The organism is Nonomuraea sp. NPDC049309, assembly GCF_043196965.1.
GTDB classification, from domain to species: domain Bacteria; phylum Actinomycetota; class Actinomycetes; order Streptosporangiales; family Streptosporangiaceae; genus Nonomuraea; species Nonomuraea fastidiosa.
In genome coordinates this window covers 347,163-368,030 of the sequence record NZ_JBICSH010000001.1, presented here as the reverse complement: position 1 = coordinate 368,030, position 20,868 = coordinate 347,163, and the positions used below count along the sequence as shown (strand labels likewise).

Genomic DNA, 20,868 nt, shown 5'->3' with positions numbered 1-20,868 from the left:
GAGGGATCCGTCCTTGACGCGCAGCAGCGTCATGCCCTGATCAGTCATCGAAACAAACGACTGTCGGGCGGCGAAAGAATAGGTGGTCACGTCGACCTCGCCTGAGCCGGTCACCCGCAGGAAGCGGACAAAACGTCCAGAGGCGAGGAAGAATCGCGGGTTGCCGTCGTCGTCCTCCGGCAACACATCTACTTGGAAGTCGGTGGACTGCAAGGGGCCAAGCCCGCTGAAGATCTTCCGGGGGTGCGTACGCTCCGCCACCGACCACAGTTCGACCATTGTCCCGCTGGTCAGCACCATGGCATAGCGCCCGCTTGCCTCCGGCACCGCGGTCAGCATGTTATCTCCCGCCCGTATGCGCAGGGTCGAATCCTCGGTTCCGGTCGCCAGGCGTACCACGCGGAGACTGCGGTCTGCATAATGCGCGACCTGGACGTGGCCTAGCTTGTAGTGTGGCCGTACGTGGAAGTCCTCGAGTGCACTCCCGTCTTTGAAGACGTGGCGCAGGTCGAAGGGCGCGGAGAGACGTCGGCCGTCGCGGACGTTCCAATGTTCGACCACAGTGCCGGAGGCCGTCACCATCTCGTCGTCGGAAATGAAGAAGAAGGTGATGGGTAACGGTTTCCACATCAGATCGTCGCGTGGAGGTGGGCGGATGGTGAACGCGGCCACCTGATGCAGGTCTGGCAATCTGTACACGGTGATCTTGTTGGCGCCAGACACGTCGGCCACCAGCGTCCCACTCCGGTTGACGGCCAGCAGGTGGTCTGCGTCGGAGGGCACGGGCGGGATGCGCGCCAAGCCGAGTGTCCTCCCCTCGCCTTCAACCTCCATGACTACCAACCGGTCCGCGGTCTCACTCGTGGCCGTCCCCGCGCGGAACACGACGAAGTCACCACCCTCGAACAGCACCGGCCGGCTGAACGCGACCGGCCCGGCCACATCGTGCAGCCGCCATCCGATCACGGAGGCATCGTTGAGCTGAACAACGATAGGCTCCTCCGACGTACCGAGGAGAGGGCCTGCATGGTTTCGGAGGATTTCCGGCCCCTTGAAACGTCGCGGCGATGTACTCGCCCGGCCACCGATAATCGTCCACTCACCGCCTCCCTTCTGGACGGCAACGCGGTCACCGGTCGGCGAAGCGGCAATGAGATGACACGAGCCGTTTGAGTCGGGGGACACGTAACGGTTCAGTTCCTGCCCATCGGCGACGCGGAGGACTCGGTATATGACCCTGCGTTCTGCGCCCACCACTTGACAAACGGTCGCGACGCTACCGTCCGCCGAGACTTCGATCTCTGGCGTTCCCACCGCGTGCTCGCCGCGTTCAAGGATCCGTACAGCTCCGTTGCGTAGATCGGCTCTTACCAGCACGCTCTCTTTTTGCTGCAGTGTGCCGACGACCGTGTGCTCATCCGGACCGAACCAGACCCTCTTCAGTTTCGGCAGGCGTTCTGGCACGCTCTGGAGCCTCCGTGACTCGAGATCCCACACCCGGACACGCCCGTCCGTCTCAACCGCCGCGATCCGCCGCGCACTTGGCGAGAAGGGGGCGACAATGATCGAACTCAATTGCATTACCGGTGACTCGGAGGGGAGCCGCTGCGCCGGCCCTAGGACGATGTCGTGCTCGGTATAGCGCACATCGTGCCAGTACAGGGACCGTCTGCCGCTCACAAGGTATGCAATCCGCCGACCGTCCCTGCTGACCAGAGGAAAGAGCAATCTGCCCGGCAGGCTCAGTTGCCTGCGCAGCAGCCTGCCGCGGGCCAGCCGGTGGAACAATGTCCCCCGGCCGGCCGAGGAGACGCCGAACACCACTGAGCCGTCGACGCTCATGGCAATGTCGCTAAGTGTCCCCTGGAACCCCGACAGCATCCAGACGGCGTCCGAGAGCTTCTCATAGCGCTGCAACAGCGCGTTTACCGCCTCCTGAGTGGGTGCGACCCGGTAGGCGGCGACGGCCGCCAGCGCCGCCCGCCCCGGGTCGTCGTCGGCGGTGCTCTCGGCAAAGCTCGCCAGAACCCGGGAAGTATTCTCCCTTTCCCTCTCCGCGGTGGCCCGACTCTGGGAGATGCCGAAAGTTATCAGGGGCACGATGATCGAGGCCAGCGCCACAAGCGAAATCCCCAGCGCCTGGTTCCGCCGCCGCCTCGCCCTGTTCCACGACCGGGATCGGGCGATGAAGCGCCGCTGCTGCTCCGTCAGATCCCCTTCGCGCCCGGCCGACCACTGCTCGACCGCAGCGAGCTGCGCATCGGTGAGCAGGGGGCCGCCGCGCTCGTGCCGCCGCAGGTCCTGTTCCAGCTCCGCTTGCCCGGCCAGGAACCGCCGGTCCTTCTCCACCTGGTCCCGCAGCGCGGGCCAGGCGGTGATAGGGCTTCGTGGGCGAGTTCGGCGCTCTCCTGCTCGCCTTCGCCGCCGTGCAGCACCAGCAGCCGGGCCTCGGCCAGCTCGGTCGCGATGCGCCACTGCTGCTCGTCCACCTCGTCGCGGGTGAGCCTGCGGCGGAGCAGGATGCCGCCGTCGGGCAGCATCCGTACGAGCCGGGTGAGCAGGCGCCGGGCGGCTCTCTGGCGTTCCGGGCGGCCATCGAAGAGACGCTTCCACGTCTGGTCAGCGTGCTGCTCCAGGGCGCCGGAGACCCGGCCGAGCTCTTCGTACGCCGCGTTGCGCAAGTGCCCGCCGTCCTGGCGTTCCCATAGCTGTTCGAGGACGAAGCCGAGGAGCGGCAGGATGCCCGGTTCGTCGCCGGCGTCGTCCAGCATGCGGCGGACCAGACCCGGCTCGTACGACACCGCCGGGAGCCGCTCCACCGGCTTGGTGATGACCTCTTCGAGCTGACCGGCGGTCATCGGGGCGAGCGGCACCGTACGCCCGCCGAGCAGCGCCGGGCCCAGCCTGGGGTGGCGCAGGACGGCGTCCACGAGGTCGGAGCGGAGCGTGACGAGCACCCGGACGCCGTTCACCGGCGTGAAGAGCACGTCGATCAGCTCGTCGATCTCGGCGGAGGTGCGGTTGAGCAGCGCCTCGGCCTGGTCGAGGACGATGATGAGGTCGCCGGCCGCGTCCCGGCGGACGCGGTGCAGGGTGTCGCCGAGCCCGTGGCCGCGCAGCCAGCCCTCGATCTCGCCCACCCCGTACGACCGGCCGCACAGCTCGTACAGCTCGGTGGCCAGCACGAACCGCATCGAGGAGATGTCGCCCGCGTTGAACACCAGCGCGTCATGCCCGTCCGCCCGGACCTTGGGCACGACGCCGGCCCGAGCCAGCGACGACTTGCCGCAGCCCGAAGGGCCGTAGACGGTCACGGTGCGGGAGGCGTACAGGGCGGCGGCGACGGCGGCGATGTCGTCTTCGCGGCCGAAGAACACCTCGGCGTCGCCCTCCTGGTACGGCTTCAGGCCGCGGAAGGGCGAGGGCGGGCGGATGACCGGGCCGAGCGCGGGGATCTCGCGCACGATCGTCCTGGTGCGCAGCGCGTACGCCTGCTGCGCCTCCCCCACCGGCTGCGCGGCCACCACGAGGCCGACCACCGCGTTGAGGGCGTCGTCCCAGACGGGACTGCCGCTGAAGCCGGGCCTGACGTGCGCGGTCTGCCCGCCGGCTCTGGACAGCTCGATCCAGCCCTCTCCGGTGGGGCCGCCCAGCCTGCCCTCGAACCAGGTGCCGCCCGGCGCGTCACGCGGGAAGCCCACGACACGTACGCGCCCGCCCCGCACGCCGTCGGCCTCGGCCATCGGCAGCGGGCGACCACCGGGAACGGGCTCCAGCAGGCGGAGTACGGCGAGGTCACCGGTCCGCTCGGCCCTGATCGGCACCCAGTTCTCGACCACGGCAGGCCATCCCGGGCGCGGGCCGCCATCTGCCGGGGGCTCGGCGAGCGGCAGCTCCACCATGACGGGCGTGCCCGCCGCGACGTCCTCCCGGCGGGGCGGTCCCAGGGCGTCCGACACCACGTGAGCACAGGTCAGCACCAGATCGGGGGCGATGAGAAAGCCGGCACCGCCCAAGGAGGCGCCCCTGACCTGGACGATGCCCGCGGCCAGGGTGTCGTACAGGCTGCCCGACCACGCCCGCGCCGTCTCCGTCACCGCTCGGACACCTCCAGCCGCTCGGGCCGCTTCCATGTCAGGCTCACCGAGAAATTCGCCTCGCTCGCGGTGCTCGCGATGACCACGTCCGCCTCGGCCGACAGCGACACCCCGAATTCCAGCACCATTTCGTCGGGCGCGTTCTCAAGTGCTGTGAAGCGCGTGACGAAGCTTTCGGCGACGGGACGTACGGTGTCCAGCATGCGGCCGAGCGAGCGTCCCGCCCGCGTCACGGCGCCGTCGCCCCGGCCCACCCGCATGAGCGCCTCGTCCACTTCCCTGATCTGGACGCGCACCACGTCGCCGCCGCCGTCGCTCACCGGGACCTCCACCGTCTGCACGGGACGAACACTCACGGCATCCTCCAGACGTTCGCACGGCCGGCTCGGGGGAACGGCGCGGCCATAGGTTCTTCACATGGCGAGTTGACTGCGAAACGCGCCGACTGTATTGGCGAATGAACGGCCGATCATCCGCAGTGATCGCATGAGTTTACCCATCGGCACCACATCGCGCAGGCGTTTCTCTTGCAAGGAATAGATGCCACATTTCTTCACATTAAGGTCGCCATATAGAGGCCAGCCAGAATGTCACCAAGCCCCACAATTAGCGGATATTTCCAAGTCGGGGCCAGGGATCATGTCACACCATCCGCTGAACGCGCCGAGGACCGCGCGTCAGGCAAGGCTCCGCCAGGTGCACGCGGGCGAGCCGCCCCGGATCCGCCACGATCGAGATGGCCGTGATACGCCCACCGGCGCCGGTGAACACCGGCAGCGGCGGCGGCCCGCCGTCCGGACGCCATGCCACCACCCCGGGCCGCCCGTCCACCAGCGCAGGCCGGCTCGCCGCCACCCCCGCCGTCCGGCGGCGGGGCGCGCCCGCCGCCACCGCGGTGACACCGAGGAGGACGACCGCGTCGGCGAGCGCCACGCCGTCGTCCACCGGAAGCCCCTACGGCTCGTCGAGCGACATACCCGGGCGGGATGGGCGCGAGCGCAGTCCCTGCGCGTACGCCGGGATCGCCTCCGCCAAGAAGCACGAGGAGACCGACGAACGGCTGCACGACCTGGCGACCTGGCCCGAGACGCCAGCGGGCGGCGCGCGAGCAGGCCGGCAGGCCCGGGCGCCACCTTAGATGCCAAGCGTCACGAAGATCGTCTTAGTACTAATGTGACGGCCATGGCGAGATTTGTACTACTGCTCGAGTTCAAGAACGAGGACGACCGCCTGAAGGCGCGCCCGGCCCACCGGGAGCACCTTCAGGCGCTGCTCGAGCAGGGCCGGTTGATCACCGCGGGGCCGTGGGCCGACGACAAGGGCGCGATGCACATCTATGAGGTCGAGGACGAGGCGGAGCTGCGCGAGATCCTGGACCGCGACCCGTACACGGCGGTGGACGCGTACGACATCGCCTTGCTGAAGGAGTGGACCCCGATCCTCCCGTGAACGAGCGGCTTCGTATCAGGACCGCTCCCCGCGTCCTGATACGAAGCCATGTTCCGGCCCGCCGCCCGAGATCATGGCTTCCGGATGATCAAATCGGGCATGCTCTGTCTTACGTACCGGAACCCCCCGTGAGGTGACGAGCATGGGCACCCCCCACTCTTGGCGCTTGACCGATATTCCCGACCTATCTGACAAGATCGTGGTTGTCACCGGTGCCAACAGCGGCATCGGGTACGTCACGGCGCGCGAGCTGGGCCGCCGCGGCGCGCACGTCGTGCTGGCCTGCCGCGATCCCGAGCGCGGCAAGAACGCGCTGGACAGGATGCGCGCGGAGGTCCCCGACGCGCGGCTGGAGCTGCGGCAGGTGGATCTGGCGAGCCTGGCGTCGGTACGCGAGTTCGCCGCCGGGTGGGACCACGACCGGCTCGACCTACTGATCAACAACGCGGGCATCGCGGCGGTGCCGTTCGCGCGGACCGCCGACGGGTTCGAGTCGCAGTTCGGCGTCAACCACCTGGGGCCGTTCGCGCTGACCGGCCTGCTGCTGCCGCACCTGCGGGCCGCGCCCGCCGCCCGGGTGATCTCCGTGGGCAGCATGGCGCACCGGTTCGTCCGCTTCGACCTGGACAACCTCAACGCGGAACGCTCCTACCGCGCGGCCTTCCACTACGGGCGGACGAAGCGGGCCGTGCTCTACTTCGCCATGGAGCTGCAGCGCCGGGCCGCGGCCGCCGGGCTGGCGCTGCGCAGCATGGCCGTCGAGCCCGGCTTCACCAGGACGAACGTGATGACCGGCGGCGCCAACGCCACGCGCGGCAGGCTGTATCTGACCGCCATGCGGCTGGCCGAGCGCATCGCGTTCCGGCCGCCCGAGGAGGGGGCGAAGACCTCCCTGTACGCGGCCACCGTGCCCGACCTGCCCGGAGGCTCGTACATCGTGCCCGACTGGCCGCTGCAGATGCGCGGCGAGCCGACCCGGCGCACCCGCGAGCCCGCCCTGTACGACGCCGAGACGGCGGGCCGCGTCTGGGAGCTGTCGGAGCGCCTCACCGGCGTCACCTACGACCTGCCCGAACCCGCGTGAACCGCCCGCCGCCATCGACGAGGGGCCGGCGACCGACGGCCACATTCCGGGCGCGGCCGGACGCGGGCTCCGCACGCACGAGCAGCGCGCAAGGCTCGTGCGTGGACGTCATCGTCCGGCACCTGGCCGAGGGCCCGGACTGAAGCCGGCGGCTCAAGGGCCGGTCTTCGCCTCGCCGCCGTCCTGGGGCTCCCGGCGGTCGTCCGGCAGGCCCTTGAGCCAGGCGTCGTACGAGCGGCTCTCCCTGCGCGCGCGCACGGCCAGGATCAGCGCGGTCAGAACGAGCACCGCGACCGCGATGCCGCCGCCCGACCACCACATCCAGGCGTCCGAGGTGTGCCCGGAGACCGTGATGAGCTGGAGGTCCTTCCCGTCGGACGGCGTCGGGAAGTTCCTGGGGATGGTGATCTCGTCTTCCTCGGTGAAGAGCTCGTTCCTGGCGCGGAAGTCGTCGAGATCCTCGTACTCCTTGCCGCGGGAATCGATGATGGTGAACGCGCCGGTCTCCTTACGGTGCAGCACATAGAGCTTGGTCCACTCGAAGCTCCCGTCCTTCCTGTGCACCAGGACCGGCTGTTCGTACGCCTCAGGGCCCGGAGAGCCCGACGGCGATGGCGCCGGTGAGGCGCTCGCCGAGACGGCCGGCGCGCAGACGGCGAGCAGCAGGAGAAGCGGCAGCGCGATGGCCCAGCGCACGGCGCGGGCGGCGGCACGCGGCCCCAGGCTTGTCTTGGCCGGCATCGATCATCCCTTCTGAGCCGAGATCACCCCATCCTAGGGAACACCCGCCGGGACCGGTCCCGGCGGAAGCGCCGGGGCGGCCGTGCGATCGCGAACCCGCGCGCATCCTCGCCTCGACATCGGGTAACGCAGAGTGCATGGGATACACACCCGATCAGGACCACCGCCGCCCCGAGGGGGCGGATGACCAGGCGGTACGCGCCGCCGGGATGGTGTCGGAGGCGCTGGAGACGGTCGAGCGCGCACGGGGGCACCTGTACTCGTTCCACCAGCTCACCGGCTCCGCCCACGCGACCTTGCACAAGGCGGCGAAGCTGCTGCGCGAGGGCGGGCACGACGAGATCGCCAAGCTCCTGGAGACCGAGCTGGTCGGCCGCGACGTCCTGCCGGGCCACTGGACGTTCCAGGTCGTGGAGACGTACGACGACTACTACTACTCGGTGTTCCGCGACATCGAGAAGCAGGTGCGGGACCGGCTCACGGGCGGGCGGCGGCACGTGTACGAGGCGGAGCTCAAGCAGCGCTCCCAGGCGGCCGGGGAGGTGTAGACCCGACGGCGGGCTGCTCGCTCCCGGGCGCAGGGCGCCCCTGGCCGGAGGCCGCCTCGGGCGCCTTCGCCTGGTCCGCGCCGCCCTCCCCCGGTCTGTCCGGCTGCTCCTCGTCCGGTTCTGGGCCGGGCGGCGGGTCGGCGGGGCCTTCGTCCTCGTCCAGGTACGCCTCCGGCACCTCGGGCATGAGCGGCATCATCTCCTTGCGCGCCACGAACGTGTCCACCAGCGACAGCAGCATGGCCAGCACCGGCACCGCGAGCAGCGCGCCCACCGCCCCGAACAGCTGCGCTCCCAGCAGCACGCCCGCGAACGCGACACCGGGGTGCATGTCCACCGACCGGCCGCTGATGCGCGGCTCCAGCGTCAGGTTCTCCACCTGCTGGTAGAGGACCCCCCAGGCCAGCGCGGCGAGCCCGACCCAGGGCCGGGGCGAGACGAGGCCGACGATGGCGGGCAGCGCGATCGCGATGTACGTGCCGATCGTGGGCACCAGCTGCGCCACCAGGCCGGTCCACACGCCGAGCGCCAGCCACGACGGCAGGCCGATCAGCATGAACACCAGAGCGGAGCAGAACGCGTTGATCGTGGCCAGGATGAGCCTGGCGGAGACGTAGCCGCCGGTCTTGACCAGCGACACGTCCCAGATCGTGATGAACACCTGCTGGACCCGGCCGGGCAGCAGCTGGGCGAGCCAGCGCCGCAGCCGGGGCCCGTCAGCGGAGAAGTAGAAGGTGAGCAGCAGCAGCGCGAAGGTGTTGAACACCGCCGCGGTGATCGTGCCGAGCAGTCCGAGCACGCCGCCCACCAGGTCCTGGGCGTAGGTGGCGGCCTGCTGCGGGGTGAGGTTGATGGAGCTGAGGATGGTGTCGATGTCGTAGCGGGTGCCGAACCTGGCGTTGATCCAGTCGATGGCGCCGGTGACGACGTCGGGCAGCGCCTGCACGAGCAGCGCGGCCTGCTCGACGAACAGGTTGCCGAACAGGTAGAGGAACAGGCCCGCGAGCAGCGCGATGCCGACCATGACGAGGACGGCCGCGGCCCCGCGGCGCATGTGCCGTGACAGCCGGCCCACGGCGGGCTCCATGGCCAGCGACAGGAACCAGGCCATCACGACGACGATGACGAGCGTCCCGGCGTCGGTGAGGATGAACCTGATGAGGTACACCACGACGACGACCGCGACGACGGCGAAGCCGACCCGCCACACGTTGGCGGGCGACAGCAGCACCAGGACGCGGCGCGGCTCGTCGGAGTGGGGCTCTCCGCGGCCCGGGTCACGCGGCTCGGCGGGCTTGGTCATGGCATTCTCCTGAGCGGGCCTGGATTCCACCACCAGTCTCTTCCCCCTGCCAAGCCACCATGCACGATCTCGGCCACGAGATCGACACGATATACCGCAAAGGCCGCGCGCTCGCGGCCGCGGCCGGCTTGCGTCCGAGCGGTGGCCCTGTTCGATCGCGGCCGGGCCGCCCCTGACGGAAACAAGCGTTCGCCGCGTGGCAGTGCTTCGCCACGCGGCGAACGCCGCGCCCGCGCCCCGATCGCTACCGCAGGCCGCCGACGGCGAGCCCGCCGCGCCAGTGCCGCTGCAGCACGAAGAACGAGATGATGAGCGGGATGATCGACACCAGCGCGCCGAGGATGATGAGGCTCCACAGCGAGGTGGTGCCGGCGTTGTTGGCCGAGGCGATGCCCTGCCAGAGGCCGAGCCCGACGGTGACGGGGAAGAGCCGGTTGTCCGAGAGCATGGCGAGCGGCAGGAAGTAGTTGTTCCACGAGGCCACGGCCGACAGCAGCAGCACGGTGACCACGGCGGGCCGCATCAGCGGGAACGCGACCTGGACGAACGTGCGGATCTCGCCCGCGCCGTCGGAGCGCGCGGCGTCGAGGATCTCGTCGGGCACCGCGTCGCGCGCGTACACGTGCATGAGATAGACGCCGAACGGGTTGAGCAGCGACGGCAGGATGACCGCCCAGATGGTGTTGGTCAGCCCGGCCTGGGAGAACATCATGAACGTCGGGATCACCAGCGCCGTGGCCGGGACCATGAGCGCGCCGAGCACGAGGGAGAAGCTGAAGCGCCGCCCGATGAAGCGGTATTTGGCGAATCCGTAGCCAGCCATGACGGCGAGGACGGTCGCGCCGATGCCGCCGGCCAGCGCGTAGAGGGTGGAGTTGAGTATCCACCTGCCGTAGATGCCGTTGTCGTAGGTGAACAGCTGCTTCAGGTTGCCGATGTAGTCGATGGTGTCGGCGAACCACAGGGTGTTGCCGCCGCCGAACAGGCCCGCCGCGTCCTTGGAGCTGTTGACGATCACCCACCAGAACGGCACGAGGAAGTACACGACCAGGAAGGCGAGCAGCAGGTGCAGGGGGAGGTTGCGGTTCGGCCGGCGGCCGGTGCGCGTGCTGGCGGTGGTCACAGGAAGCTCCTCCGCTTGCGGGTGAAGAACAGGAAGGCGTAGACGCCGGCGAAGACGACGCCGCCGAGGGCGAAGGAGATCGCCGATCCGTAGGTGAAGTTCGCCAGGCCGAAGGCCTGCTGGTAGGCGTACATGTTGGGGGTGAAGTCGGGGCCGATGGCGCCGGCCGCGAGCGAGCGCAGGATCTGCGGCTCGTTGAAGAACTGCAGGGTGCCGATGAGCGAGAAGACGAGGATGAGCAGCAGCGCGGGCGCGATCATCGGGATCTTGATGCGCAGTGCGATCTGCCAGCCGCTCGCGCCGTCCATGCGGGCGGCCTCGTACAGCGCCGGGTCGATGCCCTGGAGGGCGGCGTACAGGATGATCATGTAGTAGCCGGCCCACTGCCAGGTGACGATGTTGACCAGGCCGTAGAAGATCAGGTTGCTGCTGAGGAAGTCGGGGGCTGTCGCGCCGAACAGGCCGAAGATGTCGGTCAGCGGCCCGAAGCTCTTGCTGTAGAGGAAGCCCCACATGACCGCGCCGATGACCGTGGGGATCGCGTACGGCAGGAAGATCATCAGGCGCGAGAAGCGGGCGAACATCGAGGTGACCGAGTCGAGGATGAGCGCCAGCGCCAGCGCGACGATGATCTGCAGCGGGATCGAGACCAGCGAGAAGCGGATCACGAACCAGGTGCCGGAGAGGAAACTCGGGTCGGTGAACGCCTTCACGTAATTGTCGAGGAAGACGAAACTGGTGCCGCCGATCAGCCTTTTCTGAAAAAGGCTGAGATACAGCGCGTACCCCAGCGGCGCGATGAGCAGCGCCAGGAAGACGAGCCCGAACGGCCCGACGAAGAGCCACCCCATCAGATGCTCGCGAAGGCGCACCTTACCGCGACTGCTCGATTTCCTGCCCTGCGTGCGTGGCGCACTCTTCTCCATCAGGAGGGTCATTTCTGGCTCCGGGAACGGTGTTGCTCAGGGGGTTCGGGGTGCGGCCGGCCGCCGCGCTCGGGGCGGCGGCCGGTCGCGCGGCGCGGCGTCACTGGACGGTGAAGCCCTGCTCCTTGGCGTAGCGGGTGACGTCCTCCTGCAGCTTGTCGGCGGCCTCCGACGCGGTGACGGAGCCGTCGATGAGCGCGCTGACCTGCTTGGTCATGGCGTCGAAGTAGTACTGGCCGAACGGCGCGTACGTCATGCCCTGGTAGGCGTTCGCCGCCGGGACGTACACCTCCTTGTTGGCCTGCTGGCCGTCGAAGAACTCGACCTTCAGCTCCTCGAACTTGGGGTCCTTCAGCGCCTTGAGGTTCAGCGGGAAGATGATCTGGTTTGTCCAGCCGTCGGTGAGCGACTCCTCGTCGGCGTAGAGCCCGTAGGCGACCTTCGCCGCCAGCTCGGGGTTCTTGGCCTGGGTGGTCACCGAGAAGGCCGAGCCGCCCCAGTTCACCTGCACCGGGTTGTCGGGGTCCCACTGCGGCAGCGGCGCGACGGCGAACTTCCCGGTGTCCTCGCCCTTGCCGACGCCGGCGCCGGTGAGGTAGCCGGGCGCCCAGGCCGCCGAGATGTAGGTGGCGTACTTGCCGTTGATGACGCCGGAGATGTACTCGGGCGTGAACTGGTCCTGCGTGCCGACCAGGCCCTTCTTCGCCAGCCGTCCCCAGTATTCGAGCACGTCCTTCGACGCCTGGTCGTTCAGCTTGATGCCGATCGTGTCCTTCTGCGCCGGGTCGTAGGTGAACGGCTTGGCGCCCTTCTGGATCTGCAGCGCCATGGTGAGGGCCGAGACGTTGGCGGCGAAGTCGCCGAACGCCGGGCCGCCCGCGTCCTTGACCTTCTGGGCGGCCTCCTCGTACTCGGCCCAGGTCTTCGGCGGCTTGATGTCGTACTTGTCGAAGATGTCCTTGCGGTAGATCATCGCGACCGGGCCGCCGTCCACCGGCACGCCGTAGATCGCGTCACCGACCGAGACGTCCTTCCACGCGCCCTCGCTGTAGTTGTCCTTGACGGACTCGTAGCCGTACTGCTTGATGTCGACGAGCGCGTTCTGGATCTGGAAGGTCGGGATGCGGTCCATCTCGATCATGATCACGTCGGGTGCCCCGGTGCCCGCCGCGATGGCCGTCTGGAACTTGTCGTACTCGTCGCTGCCCTGGCCGACGTTGGTCCAGCAGACCTGCACCTCGCTGTTCTGCTTGTTGAAGTTGTCGACGACGAGCTGCATGTTCGGGTACCAGCCCCACATCGTGACGACCGGCAGGTCCTTCTTGGGGATGGTGTTGGTGCAGTTGCTCGCGCTGTCGCCGCCGCTTGCGGCGGTCGCGCCATTGGTGCCTTCAGCGCCGTTCGTGCCCGAGCCGCCGTCAAGGTCGGGGGCGCAGCCCGCGAGTGCGGTCGCGGCGGCGAGCATGATCGCCGCAGTGGAGAGCCGTGTCTTCTTCATATGTGTTTCCTTGCGATCGCGGCGCACGCGGGGGTGGTGCGCCACCGGTGGGGCGGTGTGATCGGCGTGGACGGGGCACGGATGGCGTCCGTGCCCCGTCCTGCGCCGGTCCTTGTGTGAGCGCTAACACGATTCCGGCCGGTCACTGCCCGGCCGGGAGGCCGTGCTCAGCGCTTGAACAGGCGTGGTGCCAGATCGATGAGGTTCTTCTGCCAGACGTCCCAGCCGTGCGGGCCGGGGGTGACGCCGTCGAACTCGTAGCGGATGCCGAGCCGGTCCAGCGTGGCCAGGGTGTCCTGGAACGACGGGTAGACGAAGTCCGTCTGGTCGCCGATGTACAGCCGCAGCATCTTGGTGCCGCGGTTGATCGCCTCGACGTCGACGCCCTCGGCGCTGCCGAAGCCGGCCGAGAACACCCCGATGTAGGCGAACCTGCCGGGATACGCCTTGAGCACGCCGTAGGTCTGGCCGCCGCCCATCGACAGGCCGGCGAGGGCCTGCTGGGACGGGTCGTCGGAGACGTTGTAGCGGGCCTGGACCGCCGGGACGACGTTCTCCAGCAGCTCGGCGTTGAAGTCCGGGACGTTGCCGTTGCTCATCACCACGACCATCGGGACGAGGTTGCCGTCCAGGAAGTGATGGTCGAGGATCTGCTTGGCCCGGCCCATCTCGGTCCAGTCGGTGTAGCTCTGGCCGCCGCCGTGCTGGAGGAAGAAGACCGGGTACGGCTCCGCGCGGTCGGGGTCGTAGCCCGGCGGGGTCCACACCAGCGAGGTGCGCTCCTCGTTCACGACGTTGCTGTGGTAGGTCAGCTCTTCGACCTTGCCGCCCTGGCCCTCGGGCACGTCGGTGAGCAGCCTGGACCGCTCGCCCTCGATGAGGAACGTGCTCCAGGTGGGCTCGGAGGTCACCTTCGTCGGGTTCGAGGTGTCCTTGACCGCGGTGCCGTCGACGATCAGCCGGTAGTGGTAGAACCACGGCTCCAGCGGGCCGACGGTGCCGCGCCAGCGGTCGCCCGCCTTGGCGAGCGGGACGCGCAGCCAGCTTCCGCCGGGAGCCCAGTTCGCCCACACCGTGACCTGCTGGGCGCTTGCGAACTCGGTGGTGGTCTCGAAGGTGACGAACCCGCCCTCGCTCAGGAACGGCGTCGGCGTGGTGCCGGGCGGCGGCGGGGTGAACTCGCCCTTCAGCTTCCCGTGCCCCTTGCTCGGGCCGTGGTCGCGCACGTTGCGGAACAGCCGCGGCAGGAAGTCGATGAGGTTCTCCTGCCAGGCGTTCCAGTTCGCGCCGGCGTCGGGGTTCACGCCGTCGAACTCGTACGTGACGCGGGCGCGGTCCAGCGCCTTCGTCAGCTTGACGGTCGCGTTGTACGCGGGGTCCGTCACGTTGCCCGTGTAGAGGCGCAGCAGCTTGAGGTTGCGGGCGGGGCCCTTCGCCTCGGTCAGCAGGCCCGAGAACGAGCCGGCGTAGTCGTACTCGGCGGGGTGGCCGAGCGCGGCGCGCAGCGCCTTCGACCCGCCCTCGCCCGCGCCGGCGATGGCCTGGTGCGCCGGGCCGCCGTGCACGTTGTAGCGGTCGGCGACCGCCTTGCGCAGCTCCTTGCCGGTCTCACCGTCGCTGAAGACGACCACCTGGGGCTCGATGGCGTCGCGGGCGGAGAGGTTGTCGAGGATCTGCTTGGCCCTGCCGAGGTCGAGCCAGTCGCTCGCGGCGATGCCGTCCCCGGAGTTGAGGTAGAGCACCGGCAGCTTCTTGCCCTTGCCCGTGTACCCGCGCGGCGTCCAGACCAGGGCGGAACGCTCCTCGCCGCCGCTGCGGTAGGCGAGGGTCTCGACGTTGCCGCCCTGCCCCTCGGGGGCGTCGGCGAGCAGCGCGGCCTCGTCACCGGGCACGAAGAACGTGCTCCACAGCGGCTTGGAGGCGACGGTGGTGCCGTTGGTCGGGTCCTTCAGTCCCTTGTTCCCGTCGACCGTGACCTGGTACGTGTACAGGCCGGGCTTGAGCGGGCCGAGCACGCCGGTGAACGCCTGGCCGCGCAGCGTCAGGCCGAACTGCGCCCACGTGAAGGAGGGGCCGAAGTTGCCCTCGATGAGGACCTGCGTGACCGGGCCGCCCGCCTCCGCCTCGACCTCCGAGACCGGGACGGTGAACGATGCGTAGCGGTCGTCGGAGACGTCCAGCCAGGGCGTGGCGGCGACGGCCGGACGCGGCGCGAGTATCGCCGCGGCCATCGCGACGAGCCCGGCGGCGATCGCGGCGGTGATCCTCAGCACGCCTGGGTGGCGTGACCTGCCGTGATAGAGTAAAGAAGGCATGCATTAACTCCCTTGATGGCCGACCGTGGTTGACGTGCTGATGGTCGGCCTGATTCGTGCGATGGACACTTGATGGTTGGTGTGCTTCGCACCTCCAATCCGTCGTGGGGGGATCCGCGTGTCCACCTGACTCCCGTGGCCGCGGGCGTCAGGTGCGCGGGCTTCCGTCACCGGCTGTGATCACATCGCCGCTCTCGGTGGTGCGGTGGAGCGGCGCACGATCAGGCGGGCCGGTAACACGATCTGGTGGGGGCCGTCCCACTCGCCGCGTACGAGCGCCTTGAGCATGCGGGCGGCCTCGTAGCCGAGCCGGTAGACCGACTGGTCGACCGTCGTGAGCGCCGGTTCGGCCAGCGCTGCCTCCGGGATGTCGTCGAATCCGGCCACCGACAGGTCGCCGGGCACGCTGAGCCCGAGGTCCCTCGCGACCTCCAGGGTCGTCAGCGCCATGTCGTCGTTCGCCGCGAAGATCGCCGTCGGCCGGTCCGGGCGCTCCAGCAGGGCCCGCGCGAGCGGCGCCGCGGGGCCGGGGTGGAAGTCGCCCTTCGCGATCAGCGCCGGGTCGGCGGGGATGCCGGCGCGGGCCAGTGCCTGGAGGTAGCCCTCCTCGCGGGAGCGGGAGGCGACCAGCTCCGAGCGGCCCGCGATGAAGCCGATGCGCCGGTGCCCGAGCTCGATGAGGTGCTCGACCACGGCGGTCGCGCCTTCGAAGTTGGCGGCGGTGACCGAGGGCACCGTCGAGTCGGTGGCGGGGTCGATGGCGACGACCGGGGTGCTGCTGCGGATCTCGCCCGAAGGCGTGACCACGATGCACCCGTCGGTCAGCGTGCCCGCGAGACGGGACAGGTGCCGCTGCTCCCAGCCTGCCGCGTACGTGCCGTACAGGTCGCTGTCGGCGTAGATGATCAGGTCGAGGCCGGTCTGGCGCAGCGCGTCCATCACGCCTTTGAGCACTTCGGCGGTGTAGGACTGGAAGCTGTGCGTCACCAGGCCGAGCACGTCCGTCTTGCGGCGGCGCAGGCTGGAGGCCACCAGGCTCGACTCGTAGCCGAGCCGCTCGATCGCCGAGCGGACCTGTGCGATGGTGCTGGCACTGACGCCGTACCGCCCGTTGACCACGCGGGAGACCGTCGTGGTGGAGACGCCCGCCAGCCTGGCCACGTCACTCATGGTCACGGGCGAACCGCCGCCAACGGCCATACCGCCTCACTCGGTGCAATCGTTATCGGTTACGTTTGCGACGACAACGTAAGCGATAACGTTCGCGAAAAACAAGAGTAAATTTCGGTGATGACCGAACTGTGACTGACCGCGCGATCAGGCGGGGGCGGGACCGACCGCGCGATCAGGCGGGGGCGGGCCCGGTCGAGTCGCGGACGCTGAGGCTCGTCGCGAGCTGCAGATGCCGGGAGGCGGGCTGCACGCCCTCGGCCATGCCGAGCACGGTCTCGACGGCCATCCTGCCCATGCCGACCAGCGGCTGGTGCACGGACGTCAGGCGCGGGGTGGTCCACTGCGTCTGCGGGGTGTCGTCGAAGCCGGTCACCGACAGCTCGCCGGGCACGGAGATGCCCAGCTCACCGGCCGCGGCGAGCACGCCGACCGCTATCTCGTCGTTGCCCGCGACGATGGCGGTCGGCCGGTCGGGGAGCGTGAGCAGCTCGCGGCCGTGCCGCTGCCCGGCCTCGACGGCGAACGCCTCGTGCCGGATGAGCGCGCGGTCGGGCGTGATGCCGGCCGAGTCGAGCGCGGCCTGGTAGCCGTGAAAACGTTCCAACGAGGGGGCCGAGCCGAGCGGGCCGCCGATCCAGCCGATGCGGCGGTGGCCGAGCTTGATGACGTGCTCGGTCGCCGAGCGGCCGCCCGCCCAGTTGGTGGAGCCGATGCTGACCAGCCGCGACTCGGTCGTGTCTATGGGATCGATGGTGACGATGGGCAGCTCGACGTCCTCGGCGGCCTCGATCACGGGGTCGGGCACGGCGACGGCCAGCGCGATGACGCCGATGACGCCGGACGCCTTCTGGTCCTCCAGCCAGGAGCGGGCGGCCGCGCGGCTGGTGCTGACCGGCTCGCCCGGCGGCAGGCGCAGCAGCAGCTCGGCCTGCGCGGCGGTGGCGGCCTTGAGTATGCCCTGGAGCACCGTCCCGGCGTACCGGGACTCGACGATGTCGAGCACCGTGACCAGCGTGTTGTCGCGGGGCTGCTCGTGGCGCGCCGCGGTCGGCTTGTAGCCGATCTCGGCCATGACGCCCAGCACCAGCTCGCGGGTCTTCGCGCCCACGTCGCTGCGGCCGTTGAGCACCTTCGAGGCCGTCGTCGGCGAGACGCCGGCCAGCCGGGCGACGTCGGCCAGGGTGACGCGCTCGGAACGACCTCGCCGTCCCATCCAGGGCTCCCTTCAACCTCTGCGAAATTATTTCGCAACCTACCACGCGCCCCAGACTCCCTGGATCGCATCGCGATTCACCCGTTGACACCGGACAGAAACCGCACCTAATGTCCTCGCAACACCGAACATGTTGCGAAATAATTTCGTAACCGGCTCAGGACGAGAGGCGAGACCCCCATGCGGCTCTCCCGGAAGCTCAAGCTCCTCTGCGCGGCACTCGCACCGATGCTCGCGCTGACCGCGTGCTCGGGCGGCGGCTCCAGCACGGCGGGCGCCGAGGGCGCGGACGGCGGCGAGAAGGTCAAGATCACCGTCTGGAGCTGGGACGGCACCGTCGAACGCGCCGTACCCGGCTTCCAGGCCGCGCATCCGAACATCACGGTCGAGGTCGTCAACGCGGGCTCGTCGCAGGACGAGTACAAGGCGCTCGACAACGCCATCCAGGCCGGATCCGGCGTGCCCGACCTGGTGATGTTCGAGTACTTCGCGGTGCCGTACTTCGCGGTTCCCGGCAAGCTCACCGACCTCGGCGAGCTGGGCGCGGACAAACTGAAGAGCGACTACGTGCCCGCCGCGTGGAACGACGTGACGGTCAACGGCAAGGTCTACGCACTGCCGTCCGACTACGGGCCGTCCGCGATGTTCTACAACGAGGCCACGCTGAAGAAGGCCGGCATCGACGAGCCGCCGGCCACGTGGGACGAGTACTACGAGGCGGCCAAGAAGATCCGCAAGCTGGGCGACGACTACTACATCGCCCAGGACACCGGCGACATCTTCTTCCTGCTCTCGCTCATCTGGCAGGCCGGCGGCCGCCCGTTCAAGGTGGACGGCACCAAGGTGCACATCGACTTCAGCGACCCCGGCACCACCAAGGCCGTGGCGTTCTGGCAGAAGATGCTGGACGAGGGCCTGATCAACACCAAGATCACCGGCTGGTCCGACGACTGGAACCGGGCGCTCAACGACGGCACCCTCGCCACCCAGACCATGGGCGGCTGGCTGACCTCGACCCTGCCGGAACGCGCGCCCGAGGCCAAGGGCGACTTCAAGGTGGCCCTGATGCCGCAGTGGGAGAAGGGCCAGAAGGTCGGCGCGGCCAACGGCGGCAGCTCCTTCGGCATCCCCGCGGCGGCCGAGCACAAGGAGGCGGCCTTCGCCTTCCTGGAGTACTTCGCGCACGGCGACGGCCTGCAGGCCCGCGTCGACGCCGGCGCGTTCGTGCCGAACCTTTCGGTGCTGGAGAACGAAGCTTTCACCGGCAAGCCCAACGAGTACTTCGGCGACCAGAAGGTGGGCGCCGTGCTGGCCGAGGCCACGGAGATCGTCCCCTCCGACTGGCAGTTCCCGCCCTTCTTCGAGTATGCGCGCTCCATCTACGGCGACCTGGCCTCGCCGTACTACACCTCCGGCAAGGGCTCGCTCGCCGAGATCCTGGAGCAGTGGCGCCAGCGCTGCATCCAGTACGGCAACGAGCAGGGCTTCCAGGTGGACTAGCGGACTCGTGCCGGGGACGGGCGGGCCCCGTCCCCGGCAGGAACCGGAAGGAACTCCGACATGACCCAGGCACTCGCACCGGCGCGTAGGCGGCGCCGGTCGCAGACCGGGCTGGCGTTCATCGCGCCCTTCGCGGCGCTGTTCGCGCTGGTGTTCATCGTGCCCATCGTGTACGCCGCCTACCTCAGCCTCTTCCAGGACAAGCTGGTCGGAGGCAACGTCTTCGTCGGCCTGGACAACTACACCAAGCTCTTCAAGGACCCGCAGTTCTGGGACGGCGTCGGGCGCGTCGCCGGCTTCACGCTGGTGCAGGTGCCGATCATGCTGCTGCTCTCGACGGCGCTGGCGCTCGCCCTGGACAGCCGGCGGCTGCACGGCGCGCGATTCCTGCGGGTGACGATCTTCCTGCCGTACGCGGTGCCGGCGATCGTGGCGACCCTCATGTGGGGGTTCCTGCTCGGCGTCAAGTACGGCCTGTTCGGCAGCCTCAACGACGCCCTCGGCACCGACATCGACCCGTTCACCCCCGACACCACGCTCATCTCCATCGGCGTGATGGTGACGTGGGCGTTCACCGGCTTCAACATGCTGATCTTCTACGCCGCGCTCAAGGCGGTCCCGCGCGAGCTGTACGAGGCGGCCGCCATCGACGGGGCGAACGAGTGGCAGATCGTCCGCTCGATCAAGCTGCCGGCGCTGCGCGGCTCCCTGGTCGTCACCGTGATCTTCTCGATCATCGGGACGTTCCAGATGTTCAACGAGCCGCAGATCCTGCCCACGATGGTGGCCAACAGCGGCGTCACCAGCTTCTACACGCCGAACCTGTACGCGTACAACCTGGCCTTCACCGGCTCGCAGCAGGGGTACGCGGCAGCGCTCGCGCTCGTCATGGCGGCGATCACCATCGCCGTCGCCTACGCCGTCCAGATCAGAGGGCTGAGGAATGCAAGCGACCAGTAGCGCTCCGGCCGCGGCGCGGACGCTCGGCCGGGGTCCCCGGCTCTACACGGTGGACAATCCGCGCAAGAGCACCACGCTCACCGTGATGACCGGCCTGTTCACGCTCTACTGCCTGCTGCCGCTGGTGTGGCTGGTCATCAACGCCACCAAGTCGCAGGCGGACTTCGTCTCGACGTTCGGGCTGGCGCCCGGCCGCGAGTTCGCGCTGTGGGACAACATCGTCGGCGTCTTCACCTACCAGAACGGGATCTTCTCGCGGTGGCTGCTCAACACCGTCCTGTACGTGGTGGTGGGCGCGACCGTCTCGACGTTCCTCGCGGCGCTCGGCGGCTACGCGCTGGCCAAGCTGCACTTCACCGGCAAGAAGGTGTTCCTGCTCGTCATCCTCGGATCGATCTCGGTGCCCGGCATCGCGCTGGCGATCCCGCAGTTCCTGCTGTTCGCCAAGCTCGGCCTGACCGACACCCCGTGGGCGATCCTCATCCCGTCGTTCATCAACCCCTTCGGGCTCTACCTGATGTGGGTGTTCACCGCCGAGGCCGTGCCGACCGGCCTGCTGGAGGCGGCGAAGATCGACGGCGCCGGGGAGTTCCGCACGTTCCTGCAGATCGCGCTGCCACTGCTCGCCCCGGCGGGCGTGACCGTGCTGCTGTTCTCGTTCGTGTCGATCTGGAACAACTACTTCCTGCCGCTGATCATGCTCAAGGATCCCGACTGGTATCCGCTGACCGTCGGCATCAACCAGTGGAACAAGCTCGGCTCGTCGGCCGGCAACGGCGCCCTCGTGCAGAACCTGGTCATCACCTCGTCGCTGCTGACGATCATTCCGCTGATCATCGCGTTCCTGTGCCTGCAGCGGTACTGGCAGTCCGGCCTGACCGTGGGCGCCGTCAAGGGCTGACCCCTCCTCTTTCCTGTTTTCCTGCACATTCGACTGA

General features: G+C 69.0%; 17 protein-coding genes. 6 read left to right on the top strand and 11 right to left on the bottom strand.

All coding sequences use genetic code 11. The features are described 5' to 3' along the window. Positions 1–2,207: 2,207 nt before the first annotated feature. The 3 genes from ACGFIM_RS01710 to ACGFIM_RS01700 all read right to left on the bottom strand — a co-directional run bounded on the left by ACGFIM_RS01710 (position 2,208) and on the right by ACGFIM_RS01700 (position 5,042). The gene (locus tag ACGFIM_RS01710) at positions 2,208–4,097 is read right to left on the bottom strand and encodes a trypsin-like peptidase domain-containing protein (RefSeq protein ID WP_393192938.1); all 1,890 of its coding nucleotides are present in this window, start codon (positions 4,095–4,097) and stop codon (positions 2,208–2,210) included. Next, positions 4,094–4,453 carry a CU044_2847 family protein gene (locus tag ACGFIM_RS01705; RefSeq protein WP_393192935.1) on the bottom strand — a complete coding sequence of 120 codons (360 nt, stop codon included), beginning with the start codon at positions 4,451–4,453 and terminating at the stop codon, positions 4,094–4,096. The genes ACGFIM_RS01710 and ACGFIM_RS01705 overlap by 4 nt, the downstream gene beginning before the upstream one ends. Positions 4,454–4,739: 286 nt before the next feature. Next, entirely contained in the window at positions 4,740–5,042 is a 303-nt protein-coding gene (locus tag ACGFIM_RS01700; protein WP_393192932.1) for a hypothetical protein, read from the bottom strand. A gap of 237 nt (positions 5,043–5,279) precedes the next feature. Between ACGFIM_RS01700 and ACGFIM_RS01695 the strand changes: the two genes are divergently transcribed. After that, positions 5,280–5,546: a YciI family protein gene (locus ACGFIM_RS01695; RefSeq protein ID WP_393192929.1), complete on the top strand. Its 267-nt coding sequence runs from the start codon at positions 5,280–5,282 to the stop codon at positions 5,544–5,546. A gap of 166 nt (positions 5,547–5,712) precedes the next feature. Next, positions 5,713–6,630, top strand: coding sequence for an oxidoreductase (locus ACGFIM_RS01690; protein WP_393192926.1), 918 nt, complete (start codon positions 5,713–5,715; stop codon positions 6,628–6,630). Positions 6,631–6,783: 153 nt separating this feature from the next. Here ACGFIM_RS01690 and ACGFIM_RS01685 read toward each other — a convergent pair whose 3' ends face one another. Next, on the bottom strand, positions 6,784–7,371 hold the full coding sequence (locus ACGFIM_RS01685; protein WP_393192923.1) for a hypothetical protein: 588 nt from the start codon (positions 7,369–7,371) through the stop codon (positions 6,784–6,786). A gap of 137 nt (positions 7,372–7,508) precedes the next feature. Here ACGFIM_RS01685 and ACGFIM_RS01680 point away from each other — a divergent pair, with 137 nt between their 5' ends. Continuing rightward, positions 7,509–7,919: a hypothetical protein gene (locus ACGFIM_RS01680; protein ID WP_393192920.1), complete on the top strand. Its 411-nt coding sequence runs from the start codon at positions 7,509–7,511 to the stop codon at positions 7,917–7,919. On the opposite strand, the gene ACGFIM_RS01675 is transcribed toward ACGFIM_RS01680, so the two are convergent. The 7 genes from ACGFIM_RS01675 to ACGFIM_RS01645 form a co-directional block, all read right to left on the bottom strand. After that, positions 7,885–9,222: an AI-2E family transporter gene (locus ACGFIM_RS01675; RefSeq protein WP_393192917.1), complete on the bottom strand. Its 1,338-nt coding sequence runs from the start codon at positions 9,220–9,222 to the stop codon at positions 7,885–7,887. The two genes, ACGFIM_RS01680 and ACGFIM_RS01675, sit on opposite strands and share 35 nt — an antisense overlap. 244 nt (positions 9,223–9,466) lie before the next feature. Continuing rightward, positions 9,467–10,345, bottom strand: a complete 879-nt coding sequence (locus tag ACGFIM_RS01670) for a carbohydrate ABC transporter permease (protein ID WP_393192914.1) — start codon at positions 10,343–10,345, stop codon at positions 9,467–9,469. Continuing rightward, positions 10,342–11,196 (bottom strand): carbohydrate ABC transporter permease, encoded by an 855-nt coding sequence (locus ACGFIM_RS01665; protein WP_393192911.1) that lies wholly within the window; start codon positions 11,194–11,196, stop codon positions 10,342–10,344. The genes ACGFIM_RS01670 and ACGFIM_RS01665 overlap by 4 nt, the downstream gene beginning before the upstream one ends. A gap of 175 nt (positions 11,197–11,371) precedes the next feature. Further along, positions 11,372–12,769, bottom strand: coding sequence for an ABC transporter substrate-binding protein (locus ACGFIM_RS01660; protein ID WP_393192908.1), 1,398 nt, complete (start codon positions 12,767–12,769; stop codon positions 11,372–11,374). Positions 12,770–12,936: 167 nt separating this feature from the next. Next, positions 12,937–15,084, bottom strand: a complete 2,148-nt coding sequence (locus ACGFIM_RS01655) for an alpha/beta hydrolase (RefSeq protein ID WP_393192905.1) — start codon at positions 15,082–15,084, stop codon at positions 12,937–12,939. 180 nt (positions 15,085–15,264) lie between these two features. After that, a complete protein-coding gene (locus ACGFIM_RS01650; RefSeq protein ID WP_393199574.1) occupies positions 15,265–16,254 on the bottom strand; it encodes a LacI family DNA-binding transcriptional regulator in 990 nt (329 codons plus the stop codon). A gap of 175 nt (positions 16,255–16,429) precedes the next feature. Continuing rightward, positions 16,430–17,470, bottom strand: a complete 1,041-nt coding sequence (locus ACGFIM_RS01645) for a LacI family DNA-binding transcriptional regulator (protein ID WP_393192902.1) — start codon at positions 17,468–17,470, stop codon at positions 16,430–16,432. Positions 17,471–17,650: 180 nt separating this feature from the next. Between ACGFIM_RS01645 and ACGFIM_RS01640 the strand changes: the two genes are divergently transcribed. The 3 genes from ACGFIM_RS01640 to ACGFIM_RS01630 are packed head-to-tail and all read left to right on the top strand — an operon-like array spanning position 17,651 to position 20,831. Then, a complete protein-coding gene (locus ACGFIM_RS01640; protein WP_393192899.1) occupies positions 17,651–18,970 on the top strand; it encodes an ABC transporter substrate-binding protein in 1,320 nt (439 codons plus the stop codon). 60 nt (positions 18,971–19,030) lie between these two features. Beyond that, the gene (locus tag ACGFIM_RS01635) at positions 19,031–19,930 is read left to right on the top strand and encodes a carbohydrate ABC transporter permease (protein ID WP_393192896.1); all 900 of its coding nucleotides are present in this window, start codon (positions 19,031–19,033) and stop codon (positions 19,928–19,930) included. Then, entirely contained in the window at positions 19,914–20,831 is a 918-nt protein-coding gene (locus ACGFIM_RS01630) for a carbohydrate ABC transporter permease (protein ID WP_393192893.1), read from the top strand. The genes ACGFIM_RS01635 and ACGFIM_RS01630 overlap by 17 nt, the downstream gene beginning before the upstream one ends. The last annotated feature ends 37 nt before the right edge of the window (positions 20,832–20,868 follow it).

Coding starts and splice junctions, on each gene's coding strand:
- ACGFIM_RS01675 (WP_393192917.1), bottom strand. CDS start 9,222: ATGACCAAGCCCGCCGAGCCGCGTGACCCGGGCCGCGGAGAGCCCCAC.
- ACGFIM_RS01640 (WP_393192899.1), top strand. CDS start 17,651: ATGCGGCTCTCCCGGAAGCTCAAGCTCCTCTGCGCGGCACTCGCACCG.
- ACGFIM_RS01655 (WP_393192905.1), bottom strand. CDS start 15,084: ATGCCTTCTTTACTCTATCACGGCAGGTCACGCCACCCAGGCGTGCTG.
- ACGFIM_RS01650 (WP_393199574.1), bottom strand. CDS start 16,254: ATGAGTGACGTGGCCAGGCTGGCGGGCGTCTCCACCACGACGGTCTCC.
- ACGFIM_RS01630 (WP_393192893.1), top strand. CDS start 19,914: ATGCAAGCGACCAGTAGCGCTCCGGCCGCGGCGCGGACGCTCGGCCGG.
- ACGFIM_RS01660 (WP_393192908.1), bottom strand. CDS start 12,769: ATGAAGAAGACACGGCTCTCCACTGCGGCGATCATGCTCGCCGCCGCG.
- ACGFIM_RS01645 (WP_393192902.1), bottom strand. CDS start 17,470: ATGGGACGGCGAGGTCGTTCCGAGCGCGTCACCCTGGCCGACGTCGCC.
- ACGFIM_RS01695 (WP_393192929.1), top strand. CDS start 5,280: ATGGCGAGATTTGTACTACTGCTCGAGTTCAAGAACGAGGACGACCGC.
- ACGFIM_RS01680 (WP_393192920.1), top strand. CDS start 7,509: ATGGGATACACACCCGATCAGGACCACCGCCGCCCCGAGGGGGCGGAT.
- ACGFIM_RS01665 (WP_393192911.1), bottom strand. CDS start 11,196: ATGGGGTGGCTCTTCGTCGGGCCGTTCGGGCTCGTCTTCCTGGCGCTG.
- ACGFIM_RS01685 (WP_393192923.1), bottom strand. CDS start 7,371: ATGCCGGCCAAGACAAGCCTGGGGCCGCGTGCCGCCGCCCGCGCCGTG.
- ACGFIM_RS01635 (WP_393192896.1), top strand. CDS start 19,031: ATGACCCAGGCACTCGCACCGGCGCGTAGGCGGCGCCGGTCGCAGACC.